Below are 16,358 nucleotides of genomic sequence, written 5' to 3'. Positions count from 1 at the left end.
ATAGGTTTCCTCGGCACTTTGCGAGGTCACCTTGCCCCCTTTGCGCAATTCCTGGATGGCAGCGTTCAGGTCTTTTTCCGTAACGCCTTGATCCTTCAGAATCTGCGCTATTTTACTTTTTGATTTAAAAATGGCAAGCAGCAAATGTTCCACGGATACGAATTCATCGCCCATGTTTTTTGCAACGATGCTAGCCTCGTTCACAGTTTTGCCAGCCTCTCTGGAAAGCATGATCTCACCTCCGGAGACTTTTGAAAAGCTCTGGAGCTCCTTGTCCAAGATTTGGTTGAGCAGTGCGACGTTGACGTTCAATTTTTTCAAGATGAAAGGCAGCACGTTTTCATCCACCTCTGCAATGGCCTTGAACAGGTGTTCGTTTTCTATTTGTTGATGGCCAAACTCCTGGGCCAATTGTTGTGCCCTTTGAATGGCCTCCTGTGATTTTATCGTAAAATTATTAAAGTTCATAGGCGTTGTTTTTCTCTATTATGTCAACAATCCTACCAATACAAACATACCGCCAAAATGTCTGTAAAACCCTAGAAATAAAGGACATTTCGTCAGTCTGTAAGCTTTTCTGTGGTTCCCGACATATCCCTTAAATTTGCGTTATGGGAATATTTGACAGTGTTTTTGGAAAGAAGGAAAAATCAGTAGAGGAAAAGAAACAAGTGCCTTGGGTACATTTGGAGTCTTTGGATCAGTTGGAAGGGATTGTGGAGAAATCAAAACATCGGCCCCAAATCATTTACAAGCACTCCATGACTTGTGGAATCAGTGGGATGACCTTAAGAATGTTCAATGGTTCCTATGAACAGGATACGGAGTGTGATTTCTATTTTTTGACCATTCAGTCGCACAGGGATATTTCGAATGCGGTGGCATCCCAATTTGGTGTACGGCACGAGTCACCCCAATTACTGGTCATAAAGGATGGAAAGGTGACCTTTCACACTTCGCACGGGGCTATTTCCGACATTAATCTAAAAAATCATCTATAAAGAAGTGAATATTGTCACATCGAGCCTGCCTTTGTCGGCAGACAGGCGCAGTCTAGATGTATTTTGTACTCGACTACCCTTGAACTGACATATTTTTTTAGTTGAACTAATATTCACCAATAGCATTTCGAGAGATTTTTCCTTAAAGAAAAGCCCCAGAATTTTTAAGGTTTTTCTGCAATGGTGTTAAAATGGAATTTTTTAGTTTGCGGGTGCAGCATCCCCAATCGAACATTTTAAAACCTACTTATTATGAAAAAGCAATTTTTTCAAAGGCTTGCTGCAACCTCTTTTTTAATTTTCTTATTTCTTTTTTCCTGTGAAAAGGAGGAGCCCTTGCCCTTGGATACTGACCAAGATGCCAGTGCCGATGAGGGTCCCTATACCCTGAACTCCGTTGACATGGAGGGCATTCCAAAGATTACTGATTTCCTGAGTTCTAGGGCGGGCAAGGATATTTTCAAGGCCACAGCCACAGGAAAAGATGATGGCGCCGTTATCAATGAGGAGGTGATCAGGGTCAATGATTCCCTTGGGCATTCCAATTATTCTTTCCATTTTACCTTACCGGACAGTGCCGAGAACGAGTTCTACAATCTGGTAGTGGGCGAATCTGAGGACGGACAGCCACAGGAACCAACGGTTTTCCACTATGTCTGCGACCCGGAATATTATGAAGCGTTTGAGCAGAGTGGTTTTGACCCTATAGCCTTTGTAGGGACCATTAGCATGTACCCCTTTGACCAAATTTTCAGGGATGGTTCCCTTTCCAAGGATACCTGTGCGGAACATGACCAATATGGTGATCCCATTCCGTGCATCAGGACAAATGTGACAAACGGTTCCAGTAGCAGTGGTGCGGGTGGTAGTATGGGCGGTGCACAAAGCAGTGGAGGTCTTCCCAGTCCAACTACCTCCTCTTATTCCATTTCGGTAACCGTGTACCATGTGGTGCCCGATGGCAGGACCTTTACCTATGGCAGCGGCAGTAGATGTGAGCACCCCGGGGAGTGCCAGATTATTTATGAAGTATCCACCAAAGCGAACAACAAGGCCACAGACAGGGGCTGTGACAAATGCCCTAGTGCTCCGGGAGGGGTGGCCGCCAATATGGCCAGCCGGACAAAGTTGCTTGTGGATGGGCTTAGGACTAAATTGGTTCTTTCCACCAATGAAATAAACTTTCTTCTCAATAATAGGGGATTAACTGAGGATATTGCTGCCTATCTCAGACAGCATACCGGTTCTACAGCCAAAGAGTTTGCCAGTTGGGTCGTGGATTTCAGTATGTTGCCCGATAACCCTTGTGGGGTTGGGCATGATTGTGTTGAATCCATAATAGTAATAGCAGATGGATTACGAAAATTTCATGGGGAGGATGGACTGTTAATGGCGCAGTACCTTGAAAGCCTTATTTCTGATTTTGATTCGTTTACGAAGAATGATCTACAGGCTTTTTATGATACCGCCAAAGCAATTATGGAAGATTATAATAACAGAATGTTCGATTCCATAGCGGGTGGCTTTGTCGCAGGAGTAACCCCAATTTTGGAAATCGCACTATTTGAAGTTGGTGCTCCCGTAGCCATAAAACTACTCCAAAAAATCCCTGTTTCTTGGGTGTATCGGGGCACAAGGCTCAATGAAATGGTCAAGAAAGTTGGACTTCTGGGTAAAATGGGATACAATAATACAATAAGGGAAGTAGCGACGAACACACCAGTGGCGAAAGCATCGGAACTTTTTAAGACACTAACAAAACATGCAATATCAAAAACAAATAAAACAGATGGAGTAATTTTGGCTGATATGGGAGGAGGAAACTTTATAACTTATAGACCAATAACTGCATCCAGTAGTAATATTCCTGCTACAATATCTTTAGATTTTAGGGCTGCGGGAATTTGGTCAAATGTGAGGGACGTTAAATTCGTTTTACAATGATAAAAGAAAATATTTTTGCTAAAGAAAACTTAAATCTTTTTGCGCCTAACGATGGTGTTGAATTCATTTATTCAATTCTTCAAAATCTAGGATACCGTGATTTCACTACGAAGAGAGCAAGGAGTCATGGACTAGCAGTAATAAAACAACTTTTTGAATTAGATCTCATAGAAGTATTTAGCTGGGGAGAGAACAAAAAGTTATTTGACAATATAATTTTAACAAAGAACCAAACATTGGCATTAATTGATAATATTTGGTTCATCGGTGCAGATTTTTCAGACTTCATAAGTATGCCAATGTTCAAACATAAAGAGTGGTATATTGAAGCTTTAAAAAAAGAAGGGCTTAATTCTACTACAAATTGGAAAACATTTGTAAAGGAAAAAATAGGAGATTTGGAACAATGGATAGAAAAAAACAGGCCTAAGGAATAAATGAGTCCCTTTTTGGCCATCTGTGCTTATTGTAATAAAATTAAGTGTTAATTTGTAACTATTCCCAGCAGCATACCCCAAATTTTTACGGTTTTAATCTAACGACTCTAGTTTTGTTCATGAAACCTTTTTAGGATTTTCAAACAAAAATGAGTTGTAACAAGTACTACTTATGCAAAGTAAATATGGACGTTATATCACAACGGTTTGGGTTCTTTTTATTCTTGGGGTATTCCAAACCACTATATATTCCCAAGACAAGGGGCAATTGATCAAAGGCAGGGTAACCGATGGAGTGGATCCCTTGCCCAGGGTCAATATTATTATAAAGGATGCCGATAGGGGAACACAGACCAATGCATTAGGAAACTACTCCATTTTGGCCTATCCACGTGATGTTCTGATTTTCAGTCATGTGGGAATGAAACCCGTTGAAATCATTGTTGAGGATGTCACCTCGGTTTTAAATATTGAATTGATGCCCATTATTCAGGAGTTGGATGAGGTAGTGGTAGAAAAAAGAAGAAAGAAAACCCGAGAGGAACTGGAGTTGGAGTATGCATCCAACAAGCGTTTGGTAAAATCGACCTTCGGTATTTTGGATGGGGAGCGCTCGGGATTTTCAATGAGGGTGATTGATGGATCTGAAATAAACCTGGTTACGGGCAGTATTGTAAATGTAATACAAACGGAATTTCCCGGAGTTCGGACACAGAATTGGACCAATCCAAGAACGGGGACTTCGGGTCCTGCCATTTTCTTGAACAGGACGGCATCTTTTGGGAACGCAAAACCGGTCATATATGATGTTGATGGGGTGATATTCGAGGACACTCCACCAATTCCTATTGAAAACATTAAACGAATCGCTTTAATATCAGGAGTTTCTGGCACTACCCGATACGGAGGCATAGCCTCTGGTGGGGTGGTTATCATCAACACAAACCAAGGGGTTTATGTCAGGGAACCAGGAACAGATAAGCCCTACGACTTGGCTAAATTGAGGAACAATTTTTTTGAGGAATCCAACGCCAAGGAGTACCAAAGGAATGCCCTTCCAAAATATTTGGAAGAATTGTTGGCATCCAACAATTTTGAAGAGGCCAAGAGTATTTTTGAGAACTATCGGAAAGTCTACAAAGGCTCACCTTATTTTTACTTAGATGCATTTTCCTATTTCTTGGATGTTTGGCAGGATAAAGAGGTAACGTGGGAGATTAATGACCATATCCGTTCAAGTTTTGGGAACAATGCGTTAATTCTCAAAACATTGGCCTATATGCTGGAAAAAGCCGGCATGAAAAATTTAGCTTTGGAAGTATATCTTAAGGTTTTTAGGTTAAGACCGGCTTACGGGCAGTCCTATAGGGACTTGGCCAATGCCTATTACGAAATGGGTGATTACAACAATTCGTTGAAGTTTTATGCCCGGTATGTTGAATCAAGAAAATTAAGTAAAATGACTGCTCCATCCATGGGTATAGATTCCATTGTGCTGACGGAATTGAATCAATTGCTCAAGAAAAGGTCTACCGAATTGGAGGAGGCCCATATTCTCTCTGATGAAAGTACCATATATGGAACACGACTATTATTTGAATGGTCCAATACTGAGGCAGAATTTAAAATTCAGTTTGTAAATCCACAGAAACAATACTTCATTTGGAACCATACTTTGGAAGAGAACCAGGATAGGATAAAAGATGAAAAAATAAAGGGATACTCCTCGGAGCAGTTTTTTATGGATGAAAACCTTATAGGAAACTGGCAAGTGAACCTCGATTATTTAGGAAATAAGTCCTTTGACCCTACATATATGAAGGCAACGGTTTGGACCAACTACGGTACACCTTTTGAAAACAAAAAACTGTACTTTTTTAGATTATCTGAACAAAATGTAAACCAAAAAATATTCTCTGTTAAAAATAACCCTACACTGGAAAGTGCAAGCAAAAGATGAGGAAATTACGATTTCTAGATGGTTCTATTTGATATTTTTGACCTTAGAAGACAGACAATAATCTTCATAAAAAACCCCCGGCAACTGCCGGGGATTTTCATTTTAATTAAACTGATATTGTGAGACTATACCTTTCAGCCTCGCTTTAAGGTCTTCCCCGGCATCGTAGACCATTTGCTCGTTGGATGGGAAAGGAACTTCTCTGGCGTTCAAATAAATCAAAAGGTCGTCTTCCAATGCTCTTTTATCACCTTGAAAGTTGGCAAAAATATGTTCAAACACAAATTGACTGGATAGGGGATAGGCGTTGATTTCCTGTCCACTTCTTAAATCGGTGAACCTGACCTTGGCACCAATTTGGGCACTTTTGCTCTGTGTAAACTGAAAGAATTTACACGTAACCGTGCGCATTTTGTCCACTTTTATCTTGTTGCCCAAACTGTCCTTTACCACATTTCCTTCTCTGTCCAACAAGTATTCCCAACCGTCTTTGATCTGTCTTTCCTTAATGATCTGGGTCTCGTTGACACGCTCTGGGGAAACATTGATTTCCATAAAATCCAAGTTCATGGCATAATCATATTTTACATTGGCCAAAGGGTTGGTGTGGTATTGCAACCAAAAATTATCAATTCCGAAGGCGTTGAAATCCAGCAACTCTTCTTCCAACCGTTCTGGGATGATCTGTTCGGTTTGATTGGCGATTTCCACCCGTACAAACTCCAATCCTTTGTTATAGGCCTCGTCCATTTTGGCGACAGTTTCCTTGTATCCGGGATTGATTTCCTGCAAATACTTCAAATCATCATAAGCGGCCCTATAATCGGCTTTGTATTTGGCAGCGGCCAAAAGATTTGAGGCATTCTCATACAAATGCTCGGACAAGTCATCTTTGGTGTTCAAAATTTTATTGTCGTAGTTGACAAAGCTGAACCTTGCGTCCCTTCCTTCATCATAAATAGTAAGGGGCAGCAATGGTCTAATGCGTTGTTGGATGTTCTTCAGTTGCAAATACTTGTTATAAATGGTCTCCAAATTGGCCGGGTTGCCATCATTTTGCAAAAAAGCGATTTCTTGTTGCTCTCTTTCCGCATTTTTGGCAAAAGCCTCTTCCAAAAGGGTAATGTATTCTTGGTTTCCCTTTTTGGTTTTGTTCTCAGCCAAATTTTTGATGGCCTTGTTCATGGCGGTAAGATAGTTTCCGCTGTTGAGGGCCTCTTGGGTTTTTTTGACGCCGCCACAGGCAAAAAGTAGGGCAAATACTGTGGTGATAAGTAGAATTTTTTTCATGGTTTTTTGATTTATTGGTTATGGATGGTTTTTCAATTGCTGTGCCAAAAACCAATAGTATACTAACGAAAAAGGTTGAACGGTAGTATATTATCGATGAAATACACAAAATAAACTGGTTTTTAGGCTATTGGAGCAGTATCCTGAATTGTTAATTGCCATTTGATAAAATCCGTTCCGGGCTGCTTTTTTATGCATAGAATTCAATATGCAATTCGTAATTTTGGCCTTTCTTTTAATTAAAGGCAAGATGCAAAGAGACCACAAGATTTTTGAACTGATAGCGCAAGAAAAGGATAGACAGATTGAAGGTATTGAACTGATAGCTTCGGAAAATTTTACCAGCCCGCAGGTCATGGAGGCCGCTGGTTCCGTGTTGACCAATAAATATGCGGAGGGCTATCCCGGAAAGCGTTATTATGGTGGTTGTGAAGTGGTGGACGAAGTGGAACAGCTTGCCATTGACCGGGCCAAGGAATTGTTTGGAGCCGTTTATGCCAATGTGCAACCGCATTCAGGTTCGCAAGCGAATGCTTCGGTATATCATGCTTGTTTAAACCCCGGTGATACCATTTTGGGGTTCGATTTGTCCCACGGAGGACATTTGACCCACGGTTCCCCTGTGAATTTTTCCGGAAAATTGTACCGCCCTGTTTTTTATGGGGTGGATGAAGAGACCGGAACCTTGAACTATGACAAGATCCAAGAGATTGCCGATAAGGAAAAGCCCAAGTTGATCATTGCGGGAGCTTCCGCCTATTCCCGTGATATGGATTTTAAGCGGTTCCGGGAGATTGCCGATAGTGTAGGGGCCATCTTGGTCGCAGATATTTCGCATCCCGCCGGATTGATTGCCAAGGGCATTTTAAATGATCCCATCCCGCATTGCCATATTGTTACCACCACTACCCATAAAACGCTTCGTGGCCCAAGGGGAGGTCTTATTTTGATGGGAGAGAACTTTGACAACCCTTTCGGGATCAAACTAAAGAACGGCAAACTGAGAAAAATGTCAGCTTTGTTGGATTTGGCTGTTTTTCCAGGGAATCAAGGAGGGCCTTTGGAGCATATCATCGCTGCCAAGGCCATTGCTTTTGGTGAGGCCCTTTCGGATGAGTATTTGCACTACATCATTCAAGTGAAGAAAAATGCTGAGGCCATGGCCAAAGCATTCATGGCCCGGGATTACAAAGTGATTTCCGGTGGCACGGACAACCACATGATGCTCATCGACCTTAGAAATAAGGGAATAACCGGAAAAGATGCGGAAAAAGCACTTGAAAAAGCAGCCATTACGGCCAATAAGAACATGGTGCCTTTTGATGATCAATCACCCTTCATTACTTCAGGTATTCGTTTTGGCACCTCTGCCATTACCACTAGGGGACTGAAGGAAGCAGATATGGAAACCATTGTTGAATTTATTGATGAAGTGCTTACGGATTCTGAAAATGAGGCACATATTTCTGAAATAAAACAAAAGGTCAAAGATTTAATGAAATCCAGGCCTTTGTTCAACTCGTAATGGTTGGGTTGTTGGTTGTAAGATTTTGAAATTGCCCCTTAAAAAAACCTCTTTATTCCAAGAGAAAAAGGTCCTCGTGGCAGAGTTCCTTGTTGTTTAGGGAGTATATCATTACCCGATGGTGTACATTGTCCTCAAAATACAACCCCCAAAAATCAAAATAGCTGGTCTGGCTTTTCTTCGGCTCAAAAACATTTTGCGTCTTTCCCTCATACACTGGGACAAAAACCTCATAGGGCATCTCTGTTAGGCCTTTGGTAAAATATACAAAGTGTTCGCTTATTTTGGAGAGGATGGCCCCTATTTGTTTAGGGATACTGTACTCACTTGTCCTGGAAATAACGATGGATGTGTCGGAATAATGAAAGGAAGCCTCAATGATATCCAATGTATGACTGTTCTCAGCGTTCAATTTTTGCAATGCTTTGGTAAAGCAAGACGACATGTGCAACTGACTTTCCTTGGGATAGGCAAAATTGCCCCAATTGCCCTCATTAAAGTGGCGGAGGATCTCCGTAAGCCCAAAATTGAAATTCAGATCAAGGATTAAGTCGGCTTTATTATTGGCACTGTTAAAATGACATTGCAGCTTAGCTTCTCCAAAAAATTCTCTTTCCAAGGTTTTGAGAAACTCATCCACTCCATTGACGGCCTCAAAAATCTTTGTGCCGCTAAAGTGGGAATTAGAGTTATTTTTTTTTCGGGATGACATATTTTTTCAGCATTGTGGTTTCGTATCCTTAAAGTTAGGATGATTCTTTTTTTTTGGATTGGAGGAAATCCTTAAAAATTTTGTGGTTTTCCCATTGTTTGTAGGGATTTTACCTCAAAAAGAAGTGATATGAATTACGGTAACGCCTTGTGGGGGAGCGGAATGGAAGAAATTTTAAATAAAGCCTCTATTTTTTGCGGCAAGGATAAGCGCCAAATCGTTTTCGTTTTCGGTGCCAAAAAGTGTTTTTAAATGACGTTTTCGGTTTTCAATGGAGGAGGGGGAAAGCCGAATGAATTTTTCCAGGTCCTTGTTTTTGGTGCCTTTGGAGAGGTGGTACAAAATCTGTCGGTCTTTTTCATCCAAATCAATGTCGTTGGACATTTTTTTACGGATGGCACCGAGCGCTTTTGAAGAATAATAAGGGGGATTCAACACAATGGTCTTAACGGCATCTTCCAAGGTTTTTGAGTCAATATCCGTTTTCACCAAATAGCCATCGGGGTCTACAGTTTTAAGGATGCTGTTGATGCGATAATTGTCACTAAAGCTGGACATGTAGACAATTTTGCTTTCAGGCACTATTTTCCGTGCCAGAATCCCCAGATCTTCTCCGGTGAAAGGCTGGTCCTCATTGGGCGCAAAAAGTTGAACATCCAAAAACAAGATGTCATATTTAAAGGAGTTGGCGGAATCTTCAATAAGTTTTTTACCGGATTCATACGAATTGGCGGTATCTACAATAATGGTGTACCCATCAAAGGCAATGCGTTCAAGGATAAATTTGTATCCAAGCATTGTCATTTCATGATCATCTATGGCCAATATCCGAAGCGTACTCATATTCTGGTTTTATATTAATAAGATTTAGGCATTTAAAACTTGCTTCTGCGCAATATCGTTCAACGTACTCTCCAGCCCAATATATTTACTGGGAATGGTTACGGTTATGGTTGTGCCCTTGCCCTTAACACTGTCAATGGAAAAAGTGCCCTTTATTTTCTTGACCCTTGAAATAATGTTCCGTAGGCCAATGCCCCGTTTTCCTTTGTTGGTATCAAAACCGATTCCGTCGTCCGAAATGGTCAGCTTCAGCTTTCCACCACTCATGCCAAAAGCAATATCAACATGCTCACATTGGGCATGTTTGACACAATTTTTAAGAGATTCCTGAACAATTCTATAGGCATTTATTTTAATGTCGCCCAAGAGGTTGTCCCAGCTCACTTTGTTGTCATACGTAAAAGAACATGCAATCCCGGAAGACTTTTCAATACCCTTGATCAGGTCTTCCAGCGATACAATAAAGTTATGAAATTTTTCATAAGAGGCATGGTTCAACTCGTGGGAAATGGTTCGTATTTCCTCTTCCACCTCCTGTAAACGCTCAATCAGACCGGCGCGTTGCTCCACAGAGGCATCATCATCCCGTTCATTTAAGCCGCTCAAAATGAGCCTAATGCCCAACATTTCGCCCAATACCCCATCGTGCAGCTCTTCCGATATGCGTTTTTGCTCCAACTGCCGCCCCTCCTCAAACTTGCCCTGTTGGGAAAGCATAAGGTTATAGATTTCATGGTTGCTCTCTTGTTGCTTTTGTTTGTATTTGAGCTTGTTGTTGTTGATGTACTGGGCCAAGATGATGATCACGGCCATACCAAATAGGATAAGCCCCAGTATGGTGCCGATCCAGATTTGTTTTTCACGGGATAGCACCTGATTTTCATGAATGACCTGATCGGTCTCCAGACGGATACGCGCAAACTTGTCCCGTTTGGTGCGCTCTTCTTCCTGTATGGTCTCGTTAAGGTCATAGTACGCATTGGAGTAGGCCAGGGCGTTCTCGCTGTCCAACTTGGTGAGCAACCGCAGCACCTCGGACAAGCGTTCGTTGTTATAGGTTTCTTGGGCCAGGACCCGGGATTCTTTGGCATACTCAAGAGCTTGTGCGGTATCTCCCTGTTCCGCCAAAAGCTCAGCGTAGTATTGCTTTGCCCTGGGTTGATCCGCGGAGTAACCAATGCTATCGTTCAATTTAATGGCCTCATCCAACAACTGGGCCACTGTATCATAATTTTTTTCTGATTTAAAGATGGAATAGGCTTGGCTGGTGAGGGCTAGCGAGTGTAGTTCTAAATCTTCACCTTCAGTCTTGAGCAACTCGCTGAAAGCTTTCTTGGCTTCTTCATAGTCCTCTTTTTTTAAGAGTTCATGGGCAATGTTGTTTTGGTTTTGTTGCACATATCTTGCTTTCTCTGTTCCATCAAATTCATCTAAATAGGAACTAGCCTTTGCAAAATATTCCAAAGCCTGCTCGCTATTGTCCATACCACTGGCAATGATACCTAAAACGTTATAACAGTTATAGGTTCGCTTTGTGTCTTCTAAATCATCAAATATTTTTAGTGCTGCTGTGATGCTACTTTCTGCTCCTAGGTAATCTTTATAAGATTCCTGTATTCTCCCCATGTTGTACAACATCCTTCCTTTAAGAGAATTGGAAGTTGAATTCGTGGGCAGTTGCTCAAAACTTCTTAATGCTTTTTGATAGTGGTAAAATGCACTGTCCAAAACACCGTGGGAACTAAATAGATAGGCCATATCCCAATGAGAATTTCCCAAAGCATCATGAATATTTGCTTCTTCAGCTAATTTCATTACCTGTTGATTGGTCTGCCTAAATTCCAGTGAATCTGATAATTCCTTGTAGACTAGTGAAATCTTGGAAAGCTTTTGGATACCAATACTATCATTGGCCAGGGCAAACGCCCTGTCTTTTGCCTGTTGCAATAAGTTTTTTCGTTCCTGCATGGGGAGTCCCACACTGTCCAGCGCAGTATTGATCCAAGCATCTATCAATTCTACGTTAGGGTCAACGGTAACTGCTTCCTTTTGGGGCTGTTTGGCACAGCCCAAAAGAATGATGAACAAGACTATAAGAAATCGCTTTTTCAATATATAGTAGGTTATTATGGAGTTACTCCTAATACAAGGTAACAAAAAAGCCCCAAATCTTGGTTGAAATGGGGCTGATTGTACTTTTATTATTCTGAATTAGAGTTCTCTGTCTTCATCTGCAAAGGACTTTAATTTATGCGTCTTGCTGCGTATCTTGTTCATTAAGTACAGCTTTTTGTGCATTTCACTTTCCTTGTAGGTCAGTGTTTCAACATTGATACCTTCCTTGTCTTTACAGGATATCATCCCAATTAATGAAAGTACAAAGACAAAAAGAACATTTTTTTTCATTTTGGTAAGGTTAACTAGAACGAAAACGAAATATTATCCGTTGCCGCGTCCTTCATCGCCATCAGAATGCTTCCCATCGCCAGCTTCTTGATCCATAGTCTTCATAAGGGCTTCGGTTTCCTGTACATCGGTTTCAGGTTCGCAAGAATACATTCCAACTGCTAGTAGTGCAAGGGCAAAAATACTTAGTGCTCTTCTCATAATATTAGGTTTATGGTTTAATAAATAGGTTTATGCAGCTAAGATATTTAGCCGCCCTAGGGCACTGTGCTTTGCAACAAATGTTTTAGTGGATGACACATTTCTGCTAGAATTCTGCAGAAAAGCGTTAGAATTTTACTAATTAGTGGCCTTAACCGCTGTTTTGGAGAGCATTTCCTTTAAGGCATCTATTTTATCCTTGTACGTTTTGGAGAAAGGAAGTTCTTCTTCCCGATCATGGTTTAGGGTGCAGATGGACTTACCATAATTGATACGGGACACGTACCTGCTGTTCAATATATAACTCTGGTGTATCCTGATAAAGCCTTTGGGAAGTTTGTCCTCAAAAGACTTCAGGGTTTTGAATGCACTGACCACGTTACCATCGCGCATATAAAAATCCGTAGTGTTGTTATCGGATTTTAGATACAGGATATCCTTGGTGTCCAAATACCGATAATCATTGTACGATTTTAAACAAATGGTAGAGGGCATGTGATGTTTTGGGTGCAGTTTGCGAAGCCGCATAATGGTCTTGCGGACGTCAAACTCGTTGTGTGGAAGTATCCAATAGTCGAAAAAGCCGCTTTTTATGGCGTTGTATGCATATTTTTTGGTTTTGGAGTATCCTATAATAATAGGAAGCGAGGGCATGTACTGGTTTAACTCCGTAACCATCTGAAAATAATCCATGCCATCTTCGCCAAGGTTGATCAAGACCATATCAGGGGTAAACTTCAGGATGGTGTTCAGTCCCTCCGATGAGTTGGTGGCCACACCGGCACATACAAAATCATCATACTCTTGCAAGTAGAGTTGCAATTGCAGTTTTGAGGCTGCACTGGAATCGATTATGGCGTAGGTGTAATCCATATGCAATTTACTGATTGCAAGTTACTAACGCATAAAAAAAACTCGTTGCAGTTTTCCCTTAAAAAAATTAGGGGTTTTCTCCTGAAATGGTTGTTTTTCCTACAATTCTCCTTAAAAATTCGTTAAGAACTAATTATTTGTAATGAATTGGTAGGCACCTATGTCCGGATTTTGGAGTCTATCGGTTCCTAAAATGTCGATGGGAACGGCAAGTGAAACATCGGGGTCGGCAAGGTCAATAGCAGCGGAGTTTTCATTAATGTTCAGTTGGTTTTTGGTTTGGTTTACAAATTCAGGGTCTTCGTTGAACACTATTTTACGGTAAAAACTGCTATTATCAAAATTATACAGTGAATTTTCGTTGACCGTATCGTCACTTAAATCGAACTTTATGAGGCAACTATTGAAGCTAAAATTAAAATCTGAGCTGGAATCTTGCTGTAGTATAAGTTCGGTGGGTGCACTTCCAAAAATGATGCTGTTCGCAAAATCTGCACTTTCAAGAGGCGCGGTTGTCCTATCTCCCGAAGGGAGCAGTGTAAAATTCTTGAGCGAAAGTGCCGCACCATTTCTAAAGCCCTTGTTCCAATAATTGGCCAAGGTGCAATGGATAAAACTATATTTTCCGCCCAGTTCCCCATGGAAGGATGAGCCTCCCGCACTTCCCAAAACCGTATTTTCTGCAATAATGTGGCCCCCAGTGCTCCATACATTGTGGTTTTGGCTGTTGTAAACCTGGCTATTGCCAATGGTCAGGGTAGGGGAATCCAACATTCCGTCCCCCTCAATGCGCAAGCCGACTGTGGCATTTTTAAGGGTCAGGTGGTTTATCTGGTTGTTGTTGCTTCCTTCCCGAATCCAAATGGTGCCCCATTGCCCGGGCTGGTCGGCATAACTTGGTTCCAAACGATCTTCTTCAAAAATGACCTCGTTTTCCAAGAGTTCTTGATCTTCGCTCAGTTCCCCATTTATGGAAAGGGAGGCACCTGCATCCACCAAAATACCGGAATTTTTATGAAAATGGACTCGTGTACCCGGTTGCATGCTGAGTGTGTTGCCTTCGGGTATGGCGGCATAGCCATAAACCACGTAGGGCTTTTCATTGGTAAAGGTTAATTCGTCCGGTTCCAGATAAAATCCCTCAACCTTGATTTCCTCTCCATTTTCGTCCATGCCCAACAGAAGGGATTCCTTGGTGCCATCGGACAAGGTTTTGGGATACAGAAAAACAGCATCCCGCACCAAAGTGACCAACTCCACTTTTTGGGTGGAAGGGCCACTCCCAAACAAGAGACTTTCGGCATACAGAAATTCATTTTCCGAAGTCTGGGAGACATCAAAAGTAGTTTCAATAAAAACATAGAGGCTGTCCTTGGCCAAAAGGGGCACATCATCGAATTCTTTGCCAGGGAGACCGTCAACATTCAACCGATAACTACTGTTTTGGCCTGTTTCCAACCCCACATAGGGAATAAGGATATCTTCATTGGAGCGATTATATACTTTTAAGGCATACGTACTGCTGCCAATAGTGGTAAAAACCGTATCCAGAAACACGGTATCCTTGGAGAATTCCAGATTGCCCGTACTGGGGACATATTCAAAATCCTCACGGCAGGAGGCTGCCATAATGACCAGAAAGGTTCCTAGGATGGTAAAAGTCCATTTGATGTACCAGCGATGCACTACTTAAATAGGTTTTGAACGGATTCCGGGACACGTTTGGGCCGAAAGGTTTTCGCATCCAAAAGACACCACTCCGTATGGGCATTAACCAAAAGTTGCCCTGTTTTATTGTCCTTGATCTCCACAACCCGGGTGGATATGGGGCCTTTGTTGCTCTTAATATAGGTGTTCATTTGAATAGTGTCTCCCAGTACAGCGGACTTGTGATAGGAAATATTGTGGTTTTTCACTACCCATACCATTTCATCGCGCATCTCTTGCGTAGTGAGTTTCTGCCAGTGGTTTTTTGAGACTTCCTGAATCCACTCCACGTAGCGGACGTTGTTCACGTGGTTCAGGTCGTCCAAGTCTTCCACAACCACATCAAAGGTCTCCGTGTAGGTCTGCATCAATCTTTTTTACGGATTTTCACCTCAAACAGCTTGTCCCAGTTTTTTCCGGTCACAAAAAAGGTTTCTTTTTCCTTGTGGTAGGCCACCCCGTTCAGCACGGAGTTGGTGTCATCCCATTCCGGCCCTCTGTTCACCTTGTTTTTGAGTCCTCCAAAATTCACCACGCCCTCAATGGCCCCCGAAGTGGCATCAATGATCATCATGCTCTCTTTTTGGTAGACATTGGCATAAATTTTACCATTTACATATTCCAGTTCGTTGGCCTTGTTGAAAATGGATTTGTTGGTAACGGTTTCTATATACCCCTGTTCCTCTAGGGTTTCGGGGTCCAAAAACCAGATTTTTTCCGTTCCATCGCTTTTGTAAAGTTTTTCTCCATCATTACAAAGTCCCCAACCTTCCCGACTTTCACCATAGGTGAAGGTTTTGATTTGCTCCAGATTTTCAGGGTTGTAGACAAAACCCATTCTGCTTTGCCATGTAAGTTGGTAGAGCTTATTGTTGAGTATGGTGATGCCCTCACCAAAAAATGTATTTTCCAGATCAATTTTCTTAAGGATTTCCCCGGTTTCAAAATTGATTTTACGTACCGTGGAAGCTCCCCGTTTTCCTGTACTCTCATAAAGGACCCCGTTGTTGAATTCCAACCCCTGGGTATATGCCATGGGATCGTGCGGGTAGGTGTTTATGACGTCATAGGTGTAGATTTCTGGGGTGGAAGCCGCCAACAATCGAATCTTTTCTTCAACCTCAATGGGTTGTTCCTCAATATTGAATTTGGCCACCAATGTTTTATTGCCCAAGGTTTTTACGTTCATGGTAAGTTTGCCATCCTCCAGGGGGAGTTCCTCGCCATCCATATAATAGTGGACTTCCGAAATTTCAATATCCTTCTTGTTTTTAAGGGCAACGCCCACCTTTTGGTTTTGCTGCAGTTTATTGTCTTCCAGTTGAATGGAAAAATACTTGGATGGGTCGGCATCCCCTCCACAACCAAGAAAAAAAAGTAAAAAGCCAATAAAAGAAAGCAGTTTTACCATGGTTTTTAATTCATGCTTCATGATGTAATGATCCTTGATCTTCGAAAT

16 protein-coding genes are annotated in these 16,358 nt (G+C 41.7%); 5 read left to right on the top strand and 11 right to left on the bottom strand.

Annotation, left to right across the window (positions count from 1 at the left end; genetic code table 11):
* A partial coding sequence (locus A7D14_RS07300) for a Clp protease N-terminal domain-containing protein (protein ID WP_304364262.1) occupies positions 1-468 on the bottom strand: 468 nt, incomplete at its 3' end.
* 143 nt (positions 469-611) lie between these two features.
* On the opposite strand from A7D14_RS07300, the gene ytxJ reads away from it, so the two are divergent.
* The 4 genes from ytxJ to A7D14_RS07280 all read left to right on the top strand — a co-directional run bounded on the left by ytxJ (position 612) and on the right by A7D14_RS07280 (position 5,342).
* Complete coding sequence (gene ytxJ / locus A7D14_RS07295) at positions 612-1,001, top strand: bacillithiol system redox-active protein YtxJ (protein WP_067032138.1); 390 nt, start codon at positions 612-614, stop codon at positions 999-1,001.
* 252 nt (positions 1,002-1,253) lie between these two features.
* Complete coding sequence (locus A7D14_RS07290; RefSeq protein WP_067032135.1) at positions 1,254-2,945, top strand: hypothetical protein; 1,692 nt, start codon at positions 1,254-1,256, stop codon at positions 2,943-2,945.
* On the top strand, positions 2,942-3,382 hold the full coding sequence (locus A7D14_RS07285; RefSeq protein WP_067032132.1) for a hypothetical protein: 441 nt from the start codon (positions 2,942-2,944) through the stop codon (positions 3,380-3,382). Before A7D14_RS07290 ends, A7D14_RS07285 begins: the two co-directional genes overlap by 4 nt.
* Before the next feature lie 172 nt (positions 3,383-3,554).
* A complete protein-coding gene (locus tag A7D14_RS07280; protein WP_067032129.1) occupies positions 3,555-5,342 on the top strand; it encodes a carboxypeptidase-like regulatory domain-containing protein in 1,788 nt (595 codons plus the stop codon).
* Between the two features lie 102 nt (positions 5,343-5,444).
* On the opposite strand, the gene A7D14_RS07275 is transcribed toward A7D14_RS07280, so the two are convergent.
* Entirely contained in the window at positions 5,445-6,632 is a 1,188-nt protein-coding gene (locus tag A7D14_RS07275; RefSeq protein ID WP_067032127.1) for a hypothetical protein, read from the bottom strand.
* 250 nt (positions 6,633-6,882) lie between these two features.
* Here A7D14_RS07275 and glyA point away from each other — a divergent pair, with 250 nt between their 5' ends.
* Positions 6,883-8,157 (top strand): serine hydroxymethyltransferase, encoded by a 1,275-nt coding sequence (glyA, locus tag A7D14_RS07270; protein WP_067032150.1) that lies wholly within the window; start codon positions 6,883-6,885, stop codon positions 8,155-8,157.
* Positions 8,158-8,209: 52 nt separating this feature from the next.
* Here glyA and A7D14_RS07265 read toward each other — a convergent pair whose 3' ends face one another.
* The 9 genes from A7D14_RS07265 to A7D14_RS07230 all read right to left on the bottom strand — a co-directional run bounded on the left by A7D14_RS07265 (position 8,210) and on the right by A7D14_RS07230 (position 16,331).
* Positions 8,210-8,869, bottom strand: coding sequence for a hypothetical protein (locus tag A7D14_RS07265; RefSeq protein WP_067032124.1), 660 nt, complete (start codon positions 8,867-8,869; stop codon positions 8,210-8,212).
* A gap of 174 nt (positions 8,870-9,043) precedes the next feature.
* Positions 9,044-9,712: a response regulator transcription factor gene (locus A7D14_RS07260; protein WP_067032121.1), complete on the bottom strand. Its 669-nt coding sequence runs from the start codon at positions 9,710-9,712 to the stop codon at positions 9,044-9,046.
* A 24-nt stretch (positions 9,713-9,736) separates the two neighbouring features.
* Positions 9,737-11,824: an ATP-binding protein gene (locus A7D14_RS07255; protein ID WP_141673279.1), complete on the bottom strand. Its 2,088-nt coding sequence runs from the start codon at positions 11,822-11,824 to the stop codon at positions 9,737-9,739.
* Between the two features lie 99 nt (positions 11,825-11,923).
* Complete coding sequence (locus tag A7D14_RS07250; protein WP_067032115.1) at positions 11,924-12,118, bottom strand: hypothetical protein; 195 nt, start codon at positions 12,116-12,118, stop codon at positions 11,924-11,926.
* Between the two features lie 33 nt (positions 12,119-12,151).
* A complete protein-coding gene (locus A7D14_RS20010) occupies positions 12,152-12,319 on the bottom strand; it encodes a hypothetical protein (RefSeq protein ID WP_176712381.1) in 168 nt (55 codons plus the stop codon).
* Positions 12,320-12,457: 138 nt separating this feature from the next.
* On the bottom strand, positions 12,458-13,192 hold the full coding sequence (locus tag A7D14_RS07245; protein ID WP_067032112.1) for a LytR/AlgR family response regulator transcription factor: 735 nt from the start codon (positions 13,190-13,192) through the stop codon (positions 12,458-12,460).
* A 129-nt stretch (positions 13,193-13,321) separates the two neighbouring features.
* Entirely contained in the window at positions 13,322-14,878 is a 1,557-nt protein-coding gene (locus tag A7D14_RS07240; protein WP_313790824.1) for a hypothetical protein, read from the bottom strand.
* Positions 14,878-15,267: an acyl-CoA thioesterase gene (locus A7D14_RS07235; RefSeq protein WP_067032109.1), complete on the bottom strand. Its 390-nt coding sequence runs from the start codon at positions 15,265-15,267 to the stop codon at positions 14,878-14,880. The genes A7D14_RS07240 and A7D14_RS07235 overlap by 1 nt, the downstream gene beginning before the upstream one ends.
* Positions 15,267-16,331 (bottom strand): glutaminyl-peptide cyclotransferase, encoded by a 1,065-nt coding sequence (locus tag A7D14_RS07230; RefSeq protein WP_255307406.1) that lies wholly within the window; start codon positions 16,329-16,331, stop codon positions 15,267-15,269. The genes A7D14_RS07235 and A7D14_RS07230 overlap by 1 nt, the downstream gene beginning before the upstream one ends.
* Positions 16,332-16,358: the final 27 nt, after the last annotated feature.

The organism is Allomuricauda sp. CP2A (assembly GCF_001683915.1).
Lineage (GTDB): Bacteria > Bacteroidota > Bacteroidia > Flavobacteriales > Flavobacteriaceae > Flagellimonas.
This window is presented reverse-complemented; position numbering and strand designations above follow the sequence as displayed.